At 58.9% G+C, this 11,114-nt stretch carries 4 protein-coding genes; 1 reads left to right on the forward strand and 3 read right to left on the reverse strand.

The features are described 5' to 3' along the window. Positions 1-297: 297 nt before the first annotated feature. Positions 298-2,199 carry a methyl-accepting chemotaxis protein gene (locus tag IGW03_RS25895; protein ID WP_194725423.1) on the reverse strand — a complete coding sequence of 634 codons (1,902 nt, stop codon included), beginning with the start codon at positions 2,197-2,199 and terminating at the stop codon, positions 298-300. 414 nt (positions 2,200-2,613) lie between these two features. Here IGW03_RS25895 and IGW03_RS25900 point away from each other — a divergent pair, with 414 nt between their 5' ends. Next, a complete protein-coding gene (locus tag IGW03_RS25900) occupies positions 2,614-2,904 on the forward strand; it encodes a hypothetical protein (RefSeq protein ID WP_194725424.1) in 291 nt (96 codons plus the stop codon). Positions 2,905-2,948: 44 nt separating this feature from the next. Here the strand turns inward: IGW03_RS25900 and IGW03_RS25905 are convergent, their stop codons facing one another. Both IGW03_RS25905 and IGW03_RS25910 read right to left on the reverse strand, forming a co-directional pair. Further along, on the reverse strand, positions 2,949-4,034 hold the full coding sequence (locus IGW03_RS25905) for an MFS transporter (protein ID WP_194725425.1): 1,086 nt from the start codon (positions 4,032-4,034) through the stop codon (positions 2,949-2,951). Positions 4,035-4,243: 209 nt separating this feature from the next. Continuing rightward, positions 4,244-10,504 (reverse strand): transglutaminase domain-containing protein, encoded by a 6,261-nt coding sequence (locus tag IGW03_RS25910; RefSeq protein ID WP_194725426.1) that lies wholly within the window; start codon positions 10,502-10,504, stop codon positions 4,244-4,246. Positions 10,505-11,114: the final 610 nt, after the last annotated feature.

Consider the following 11,114-nt stretch of genomic DNA (forward strand, 5'->3'; position numbering starts at 1 on the left):
AGGCAATCTGTTGTTGTCTTGGAGATAGCGCAACTCAACCGTACATGGGTCATGACATTTTTCCATGTGCACAACTCAAATTTTGTGGACTGTGTCAAGTAGGCATGTACGCTTTTTCCGAGTGCCGGGAACGCAAGCTGCGCCGGCGGTTCAGGGGTCCAGCAGTAAAGGCAGGCAGCTGCGAAAGTACATAAGTGAATGGCAAAGCGGCATGCAGGGTCGGTTTATGGACCAGCGCCGCATGCCGCTTTTAGCGGCGTCTTGTCAGCGCGTTGAAAACCTGGCGTGCCGAGGTTGTTAACGCAGGCGAAGCGCATTCTCCTCCGGCTGCGACTCATCCAGCTTGAAGACGCTGACCACGCGGGCAAGGTTGGCTGCCTGGTCCTGCAGCGACTGGGCAGCGGCCGCGGCCTCTTCCACCAAGGCCGCATTCTGCTGGGTCGCGCTGTCCATCTGCGTGATGGCCAGGTTGACCTGGCCGATGCCGTCGCTTTGCTCCACGCTCGCCGTGCTGATTTCGCTCATGATGCCGGTCACGTTCTTCACCGAGGCCACGATCTGCTGCATGGTCAGTCCGGCTTCATCGACCAGCGTGCTGCCGGCTTCGACCTTGTGCACGGAATCGTCGATCAGCCCCTTGATTTCCCTGGCTGCCTGCGCCGAGCGCTGCGCCAGCGTGCGGACTTCGGATGCCACGACCGCAAAGCCCCTGCCCTGCTCGCCGGCGCGTGCGGCTTCTACGGCGGCATTCAGCGCCAGGATATTCGTCTGGAAAGCGATGCCGTCGATGACACCGATGATGTCGACGATCTTGCGCGAGCTTTCCTTGATCGAGCCCATGGTCTGGACCACCTGATCGACCACCTGTCCGCCCCTGGTTGCCTGGCTGGAGGCCTCTACCGCAAGCTTGTTGGCCTGGCTGGCGCTTTCCGCATTCTGCCTGACCGTCGTGGTCAGTTCTTCCATCGCCGACGCGGTTTCCTCCAGGCTGGATGCCTGGGCCTCGGTACGGGACGACAGGTCCATGTTGCCCGCGGCGATCTGCGTGGTGGCGGCGGCAATCGTCTGCGTGCTGTTGCGGATGTCTCCTACGGTTCTGTTGAGCGAGGAGACGAAGCGGTTGAATCCGCTCGCCAGTTCTCCGATTTCATCCTCGGATTCGACGATCATGCGGCGGCTGAGATCGCCGTTGCCGTCAGCGATCTCGCCGAGCATCCTGGCGGCGCGGCTGACCGGTGCGGCGATGGCGCGGCTGATGAAGAAGATCATCAGCAGTCCGAGTCCGCCGCCGACCACGGCCGCGACGACCGCCGATATCGTGGCCGAACGGGCGACATGACCGAGCACCTCAGTTTCAGGCACCTCGGCGATCACATACAGGTTCAGTTCGGGCACGAAGGATGAAGCGACGAAGCGATTGCCGTCGGCCACATAGCTGGCATGGGCGAATGCCTTGCCGTCGAGGAGATGCCGGCTCAGCTCCGCCGAGAAACCCGGGCTGTCCTTGAGGAAGTGCTTGCCGTCGGCTAGCGCGGAGTTGCGGTGCATGAGGTAACTGCCGTCGCCGCGCACCAGGTAGACGAATCCCGACTCGCCCACGCGGTAGGCGCGGATCGCATCGGCCATCGCATCGACCGACAAACCTAGGCCGGCCACGACCGGCTTGTCGGGAGCGGCGTCCGCCCGCACATTAATGAACAGCATGTACTTGTCGGCGCCGGCATCTTTGTCGATGTCCAGAGTATAAGGTTTGCCGCTTGCCAGAAAGCCGTAGAGCCACTGGTCGCCGGCGGCGCTCTTGTCGAGCGTCCTGCCGAGGCCGGCATCGGTAAAGTATTTCCCGGTCGCGCCCGACACCCAGAAAATGGACGCCGCCTTGCTCTTTTCCTTCATCCGGGCGGCATAGCGCTGCCAGCCCTGCAAGCCGGCTTCGTCCAGCCCCTGCTGTTCCCACTGCTGCAGGAAGCTGTTGTCGGCAATGGCCTGCGACGTTGCCAGCGGCTGGGCGATGTGGCGCAGGATATCGTTGCGGATTTCACCCACCACCGCGGGAAGCTCCTGGTTGACCACGCGCTCCCGCGCGTTGCGGCCGGTCAGCGTAATGCTCAGGATGGAAGACACCAGCGCAAACAGCATCAGGCACAAGGCCATGCTGAACAATAGTTTCTGCTTGATCGAAAGACGGCGTATGAAGCGCATGAGGACTCCCTTGGCGGAGTGAGACTGCACCGGAAACGGGCATTCGACCTGTTCTGTGGCAACACAGTTATATCGCGCCCGAGCGTTTCCGCTAGGTATACCGTGCGACGGCTTTTATATCTGCGGGTATTTCCTGATAGCTACTATAAGCGTCCGGATATAAAAACCTTGCGTGGACTTGCAAGATTCATATGCAGGCCGAATGCCCCAGCTCTTATCAAGGATCTTTGACACGCTGCCGGCGATCTTCTTCAGCAAGCTGCTTATATGGCAAAGACAACTCCCGGAAGGACAACACTGCGTCCAGGCATATAACGCTGACGTATGGCATTCATGAAATTGCTCTGATAGGGAAAGGCGGTTCGAGCTTTTACACTGGCCTCACATCAATCAACTTCGTTGGGAGGAATTACCATGACTGCCATAACGATCGGTTCTTCGCGTTCCTATATCCGGAACGTTCATGCTGCCGTTCATGATCTCGTCGTCGCCCTGCTTGCGCTGGACCGGAAGCGTCCGGCAGATGCAAACACAAGGCATAGGCCACATCGGCCCGAGGGAGCTTCACTGCATCAGGCATATGCCGATGTGTTCGCTGCGCAGGCACTGTCCAAGGAAGCGCCGCGGCCGAGCAGGCCGGGACGGGGCATGTCGCATGCGATGCTGCCCTACCATCTGTGGTCGGCGCCCGGTTTGCAAGATTGAGCTGAGCTGAGGCGCCGCATGATGCCGAAAGCATTGACGAATCATTACTTCAGCAGCGAAGCACGGCTCGCAATGAGCGCCATCGCCAGGCTGAGCGAGCCGATGAAGCCGATCGCCGCCTGCATGCCCACCACTTCGGCCAGCGTGCCGACCAGCGGAGGACCCATCAGGCTGCCGGTGTAGGACATGGTTGCGACACCGGCAAATGCCAGCGGACCTTCCTTGCCTGCGGCGCTGTAGACGAAGGGGAACAGCAGCGACAAGCCCATGCCGGCGGCGGCAAAGCCTGCAAGCGCGCACAATGCGCTGGGTGCGAACACCGCAAAGAACAGGCCGCAGGCCGAGAGCAGAGCGCCGCAGCCCACCAGCGGGCGGGCGCCGAAACGCGCCTTCATGCGGTCGCCGCACAGGCGCGCCACCAGCATCATGACCGAGAACGCGGTCAGCGCGAGCGGCGCAAAGCCGTCGGTGACCTGGAAATGGTCCTTCAGATAAACACCGCTCCAGTCGGCGATGCTGCCTTCGGACATCGAACCGAGGAAGCCGAGCGCGCCGAGCCAGATCAATGGTCCGCGCGGCAGGCAGAACACCTTGGCTTCCACGGCTTCTGCCTTGTCGTCACCGTCGAGGGAATCACAGGCAAGTTTCAGCAGCAGCGATACGGGCATGGCAAGCATCAGGTAGTGCATGAAAGGCTTGACATGCATGCCCGCCATCACGCTGCCGAGCGCGGCGCCCATCAGGCCGCCCGCGCATCCCCATGCATGCAGCTTCGACATCTCGGAGCGGCCGGTGGTCTTCTCCAGCTTGGTGGCGATGGACTGCACCGCGACATTCATGCAGCTGGCCATGACGCCCAGCATCAGCACCGCCAGCATCAGCAAGGGAACATTCGGCGCCGCGCCGATGCAAAGCAGCACGGCCAGCAGCGACTGCCCGGCAATCAGGACGGTCCTGCGTGGCCCGAAAGCGGCCATCAGGCGCGAGGACACGGGGTGAGACAGCAAGGCTCCGAGCCCGCCGCACAGCAGAACCATGGACAAGGTGGCATGCGAAATACCCAGGCCTTCACGCAAGGCGGGAATGCGGCCCGCCCATGAACCCATGGTGATGCCAAACAGGGTGAACATCGCGGGAAGCGCGAAGGCTTGGAGAGACTTTGAAGAATATTGTTGTAGGGTCGCTGTGGAATGCATCATTGATCGTATTGTTGAGTATCAGCAATACGCCTGTGATGCATTCCCTTCCGCAATAGTTTCTCAAATGCAGCTTATATCAGACATTCAGAGTTGAAATGAGGAAATTGGCAACTTGGGCGGAAAATGCAACCGGCCTCCTCTTAATCCTCCGTTTCGATTTTTCTTCCGAGAGAACTCATCAGCTCGACAAGGAACCTCTTTCCTTCCGTCGAGAACATGTTCCATTCCTCCAGGAGGTCCGCTTCAAGTGAATCCAATGTGTCCTTGTCATCGGTCAGCAACTCCTTTTTCTGCTCCACGAGCTTTTCAAGATGCGCACTTGCCCAAGCCTTGACGTCCGTTGTTTGGTCGCGCTTGGCGACGGTGATACCGAGGTAAAACACTAGTTCCTTTACACTCCAGGCCAGTTGAAAGGAGGAAGATGCAATGCAGCGGTCAACCGTGCGCATCATCTCATGCGGATTGCTGATATCAAACAACGTGAACAGCTTGTCTCTCAGGTCGTCCAATACTTCCACCGTTGTGATCCATGTCGAGAAATCGGCAACCGTCAACTCCCATTGCCGGCCTTGCAAGTCGATAGTGATCGGAAGCAGGTCCTGAAAATCATCGATTGACATCACGCTTCGGGAAAGCGCTTGGAACAGGCATGTCTTGACACTGTATTCATCGGCAGTGTCGATGTTCTTCGCAGACAGCAAGGACTCATGGTATTGAGATATCAAGCGTTGAAGATAGACGCCGCTGTCCGCATCGACAACCACGCTGCCGTCCGCATGCCTTAGATTGCCGTTGTCCTGCATGGACTGGCCGAACAGCATTGGAAGATCGTTGATGGACTCCAGCGGAACCGTGCTTCCCTCGGCGTTCCTGAACGATAAGGGCACGCCGCGCTGCCGCAAGGCCATCAGCGGCGCGTGAAGCAGCAAAAGAAGTCGATTGGCCGAATCGATATCCGGAGCCGGCGGGAGGCTGGCGATATGAATGGGCTTCATCTCCTCGACAAGGCCCAACGCCGCATCCCTGAAAATCTTCGCTTCTCCACGAATCAAACGCTTCACATCAAGCGTGCCTCGGAAAGCATTGAAAGACTCGCCTTCGCGCCGGATGTTCCAGTCGACCAGTCCAAGCTTGGCTGGCGACATCAGATTCGCCACCGTGGAATCGATATCTATATAGGGATAGATGAAGATCGATGCCTCGTGCCGGTCGCTGTCCATGGCAGCGGCGGTGTTCACGCTGGCCGGCGGGCTGGCCGTCGGGTCGACGATCTGCCACTTGCCGTCTTGATCCAGATACTCGACCCAACGGTGCCCGTCCACGGGTATGTCGTTTCCTTTATTGACGTACCCGCCACACAGCCTTGCAGGTATGCCGAACGCCTGTTCAAGAACTGCGGCAAAGGTGGACGCAAACTCGAAGCAGACGCCCTTGCCTTCGCTCAGGAAGCGCTGCATGCGCTCGCGGAGAGAGCCGGTACCGTTGAGCGCCTCCGCATCCTCATCCGAATACCGGAAGACATCCGCTTTGCGGAAGAATTCGTCGAGCGCGTTGACGACGGCATGCCTGTCGTCTTGTTGCAACATCGTGTTGATATGCTCCTGCAGGCGCGGGTTCGCGGTCAGGTCGAGACCCGAGAACAGCGGTCCCGGTACCACGAAGGGTTCCGTCCACGGTCTCAGCCGGTAGCTGACCTTTCCGATGCTGGTGGCGTTACCCTCCGCCAGCGTGTACCAGCCTCCGTTCTCGTCACGGTGGATGCCTTGCCCGGGCAGATTATCCAGCTGCACATTGACCGGCCGGGTGTCTCCGGCGGCCAGCAGATACACGCGCCGCTCACCTGCGATAACGGTAACCGGGAGGTCGTCCAGTTCGATGCCGGTCAAGTCGTCGGTGCCGCCTTCATTGGGCAATGCTGCCTCGGCTCGAGTGGTCAGCATGACATTCTGCAGGCTGACACGGGCCGTCCGCAGGTAGATTTTGCTGCCTGCAAACTGGCTGATTCTCCCGATACTTCCTGTACTGTTCTCGGTGCCCACTCCGGAAGTGTCCAGAACGGGCTGCATGCTTCGTCCTGCGGGCGCCGCTTCGGCTTGCACTCTGTCAGGCCGGTATAAACCGCCGCGCAATTCCTTCAGCAGTGCAGAGCCCAACTCGCGAAGCGAGCGCCGGGCGTCAAATCTCACCACATGCGTGTCGGGATAGACAATGAACATATGAGTGGACTCGTCCATGCCTTCCAGGACCGGCTGCGCCAGCCAATGCGGGAACGAGAGCGACATGAGCCTCTGCAATTGCCGCTTCAGGCGATCCGTGTTGTCTTGTTCCGGAACGGCTTGCCGCGATGCGTCGCCGGCTAGTTTGGCACGTAGACGATAGTAGGCATAATTCGCCTCGAATGCTGAGGTTACGCTTCTGCCCGGCTCCCGCTGCATCTGCCCGAGAGCACCGCGCAGCTGGCGGATCCCGGGGCGGAATTCGCTCGGATGCCCCTGCATGGCGGCGAGCAGGTCCAGATGCATTTTCGCCAGCTGTTCCACCTTGGCGTCGTCGATGACTCCCCACGCGATATTGCCGCGGCCGGTCTCGCGGCAAAGGTTGCCGGCAAGCGTCTTCGCAATCTTGACCAGTTCTTCCGGCTTGTAATCATCAAGAACAATATGCTGCGCGCGGCTTTTCAGCGCTGAGGATAATGGCTTGCGGCCGGCATAGTCGCCGGGATTGATAGTGGCAATTACGGCGAAGCCATGCGCGGCGGGTCGATCGACATGCCCGGTGAGCAGCGCATTCAATGCGGATTCGAGAATCCCGCTGGGAAGCAGGTTCAATTCCGATACGACAACGACCTTGCCTGTGTCATACGCGTCATTCAATACGTCAAGCAAATGCTGCAGACTGCCGGGATCGGCATTGACATGAATAAAGTGCCGGTTCTGGACGCGGAGCACCTCGCAGGCCGTGGCATCCTTGCCGCGGGATGCCGGGCCTTCGATCAAAAGAGCCCGCTGTCCCAGGGTTTCGCTCTTGTGGTTGAACATGCCTCGCATGTCTTGCGTATGCAGCCACCAGCTGATCTTGTCGGCCAGATCCTGAGTGCCGGGCGTGACCGCCAGCGTGGTCCTGCTCAGGTCTGTCTTAGGCGGCGAATACCATCTGTCTGTATTCAAATGATGCATCAGCCATACGAGGACGGCTTCCCGGTTCTCGGATGACAAGCTGTTTGCATAAGTGTTCATCGCCATTCCGGCAAGCCAGGGCGCCAATTCTTGCGGCGCAAGATGACTCGTATTGGTAGAAATGGACAGGGACAAGATTTGCGCGGCAAATTCCTCCAGGTGCCGTGGGGACAAGTCCAGTTCCGGAAATGCCTGATGAAGACGGGAATGAACATCCATCATTTGGCCGGCGATATATTCCTTGAGCTCGATGTTCTGGGGCCTCGGCGGCAGCTGCCAAACGTTGTCCAGAAGGGGATCGATGAATGTCGAACGCAAGTAGGCATCGAGGATGCTCTTATGCCGCTGGGTCGGGATCGATTCCGCGGCAACCGCCTGCCGGGTGCGGCCGGGCAGCGTATCGTCATTGCCCGTGAAGATGATCTTGTGCTGTTCGGGCACTGAATGGACGCGTCCATTGACATACAGCGTACGGTCGCCAAAAACTCCCTTCAGCATCGCCAGGTTTTCTTCCCGTGCCAGGTTCGCTTCATCGATCACCAGCGTGGCCGGGCCTGGATCGCGCACCCAACTCTCCAGCACGTCCTCGAAGCGTTGCGATCCCTCGTCGCCGATGTTGATCGCATGGATCGCGCCTGACGCCAGCTTGCCGGCTTGATGCGTTTTCCCTGCACCCGGCGGCCCCTTGAGAAAAATGGCGTCTCCGCGCTCGAACAGTTTCTCCGCCTTGCCGAGGTTGCGCTGGTCGCGCGGCATCCTGGGAGGCCGCCGATAGAGATCGAGCTTGCCGGCGACCGGGCTCTGCTCCCGCCTTGCATCCGGATACCCCATCGTGAAACCGGCCGGCAATGTCCAGCCTTGCAGGTGTGCCTGGCTGACCAGGAGTGCAAGAACCTTCCGGCCGACTTCTTCACACATGTTCCGCCGGTTCACCGTGGATAGATCAGAACCGACAATAGCCTTGATGACGTCCAGGCTGAAAGTGTTAAGGATGGCCCAGGGCTTGTCCATAACATCCTTTGGGTGGGTGATTCGGCCCAGCAGCTCCTGAATCCGAGCAGCGTCTACCGAACCGGGCGGCATCAGGTTCATTTCCTGCGGAAACAGGATACGCAGACAGATCTTCAAATAGTCGTACTGCGCATCGCCGCCAGTATCCGAAGACACATAATTGCCGATCAGGACATCCTTGAAGAGGGAACGGATCAGGCGAACCTGCACATGGTCGACGTCTTCTGCCTTCTCTGCGCCAGAATCCTTGGCGACTGCAAACAGATGACGGAACAGCATTTGCAGGCTTGGGAGATTTGCCGATGGATCACCTGGCGAAATCAGTCCTTCGGCGCGAAGAATGCCATGCAATGCAGTCAGCGCATCCAGACGCCTTTCTATCGCTTCCCTGCCTTGCCCGGGGAATTGCCTGTCCAGTTCATCGACGACTGCAGCGCGTCGCTGCTCGGCATTGAACGGATCCGGCCATGCAGGCGACAACGCATGGCTGTCCAGGAGCTTCTCATCCGTCGACAGCACAACCAGTTTTCCGGTGAAGCCGCCACCCTCGCCGAAATGCCACAAATCGTTGTTGATACGCACACCGTACGGCGGGTGCAGCAAAGTGGAAAGGTCAGCCGCCAGCCGTGCATTTTTCTCCAAACCCTGGAGAACCACGGTTTTGCCGCAAGCCAGATCCTGCACCAGTTGGTGCTTGTCGATCCGCAGGTTATCCACTCCCGCGGGGCGGCCGCCCGCAGCCGCGAAACCGCTTTCATCGACCGTGCCGCGCTGAAGCGAATAGATCAAGGCGTCGCCTCGCATGGCAGGCGTGATGAACAGGCGAGTGGGATTGTCCTGACTCAGATAGCGTTCCACCACCAGCGCCGGATCCGCGCAGTGCATGAAATTGACCGGCGGGCTGAAAAGGGGGGCTGCAGGTTTTCTGTCTGGCCGGTCGATGCTCGTGACGTGCCGGGCATAGTGAGCCGGCACCTCCACACCCGGAGCGGCAGCGACGTCGAACTCTCCGGGATGCAGCATCAAGCGGTGCCAGTGCGTCGGCGGCAAAGGTCCGGTCACCACGATACAGGCTCGTCGCCCGCCTACGGCGGCATGCCGCACCTGTTCCAGGAGCGACGGATGCATGATCGGCTTTCCGTCCCGAACGCCATAGTGGCTGGACAGCACCTCATCAATGTTTGAAGGATTGACGGTCAGAACTGGCGCGTTCCGGTCCGCAAGCATCGCAAGCGGATTGTCTGCCGGTTGCTTGCTGGCGAGACGATCGGCTGTCTCCGCAGCCGGGAGGCCGTTCTCCAACCGGATATGGTGTCCATCCTGTTGCCAGACCAATACCTGGTCCATCAGAGACGGATCCGCTGGCGGCACATTGCGCAGCACCAGCAACGAAGGAAAATGTTCGATGTCCAGGGCTCCGGGCAAATGGCGCCACTGCTGACGTTCATCAAGGGTCGGTGCACCGAACAGGCGACGTGACCATTGCGGATCGTGCTCCAAGTCCACGACCACCGTGCCGGCCGGATAGCGCTCCAATGGCGGCTCCATCACCGGATCGGGTTGCGGATCGAAAACATGATGACGCAAGTCGTGCAGTACGGTACGTGATATCTGTGCGCCGGACAGGCGATTTTCCTCAAGCGTATCCTCGACGCATAGGCAGAGAATACGTACCGGTTGCGCCAACTTTTCCCCTTGCCACAACTGCTCTTCCATCAGCGTATTGAAGGCTTCCAGTTGCTGCGGTGAAAAGCCGGACACATTAAGCAGGAGCGCTCCGCCGCTTTCCAGCAGCTTGCGAAATGGTCCAGCCGTCAGTTTCACATGCCCACTTTCAATCGCCAGATTGTCTTGCAACTCGTCCAGCGCTTGCGCATCGTGCAGATACAGGACAGGTCGCCCGCTGTGTCCGAGAACCTCCTGCAATGCGCGACGCGCATCGGTAAAGCGGGCCTTCGGTAATAAAACGTTTGCATGGTCCTTGTCCCGCAATATCCAGGCCGGCATGGAAGAGGAAGGAGTGTTCGTTGCAAGCGAAGGACTATGTGCTCTTGATCGTAGCACCGGCGCTTCCCGTATGGGTCTTGCACTGACCGCATCATTCGCCTGATCACCTGTGTTGCCCAGTTTGAAGACGGTTGGGCTTTGAATTGCTCCCGGGTCGTCCATGCCGACCGCGAGACCGGTGACTTCGCCTTTCAAATTAAAAGTCACGCGCGCCTTGAGTTCATTGATGCCAGCCTGGGCGGCGTATCGGTGTCGAAATTGGTATTGGTAGTGAATGAGGCCGCTGTCCTTTGCACTTACGGGGACACTCATCCTGAGAGGGAGAAAGTTACTGGACAAGTCCTCAAGTGCCCATTGAAGCCAGGCAGCGCTGACAGGATTGGACTGTAAGTCTGCCTTTGGCAGAAGAGCCGTAGCGTGAGCAAGCTGTCTTGCAAATTCGGGCGTATGAATTTGGCGGTGAATGCCGACGAATTGAGTATTGGCACCTGTATTCGGAAGTTCGGTGTTGCCCTGTTGGTAACGGGGAAGATTTGGCTGCAGTTGCCGGAACATCGGGCATTTCCTTCAATAAAATTCAAAATGACGACTCCGAAATGAATGTCTTCAAGAAAGAAATGGTTCCATGGCCGGCAAGGAAACCGCATGCCGCATGCCGTATCAGCCAAGGGCACGGTGAGACGCCGCCATTGTTAGCCCCAAGTTCAAATGTCGTGGTGCCAACCAAATAGAAATGTCGCGATTTTGACCTGTTTTCGCTGATTTCAGGCTGTTTTTGGGGTTTTAATAGTCACGCAGCCGCGATGGCGGAATGCCC

The organism is Noviherbaspirillum malthae (assembly GCF_015352985.1).
GTDB classification, from domain to species: Bacteria; Pseudomonadota; Gammaproteobacteria; order Burkholderiales; family Burkholderiaceae_D; genus Noviherbaspirillum; species Noviherbaspirillum malthae.

What these genes read in the sequence shown, in the direction of transcription:
- IGW03_RS25905 (WP_194725425.1), bottom strand. Translation starts at nt 4,034, where the DNA reads ATGTTCACCCTGTTTGGCATCACCATGGGTTCATGGGCGGGCCGCATT.
- IGW03_RS25900 (WP_194725424.1), top strand. Translation starts at nt 2,614, where the DNA reads ATGACTGCCATAACGATCGGTTCTTCGCGTTCCTATATCCGGAACGTT.
- IGW03_RS25895 (WP_194725423.1), bottom strand. Translation starts at nt 2,199, where the DNA reads ATGCGCTTCATACGCCGTCTTTCGATCAAGCAGAAACTATTGTTCAGC.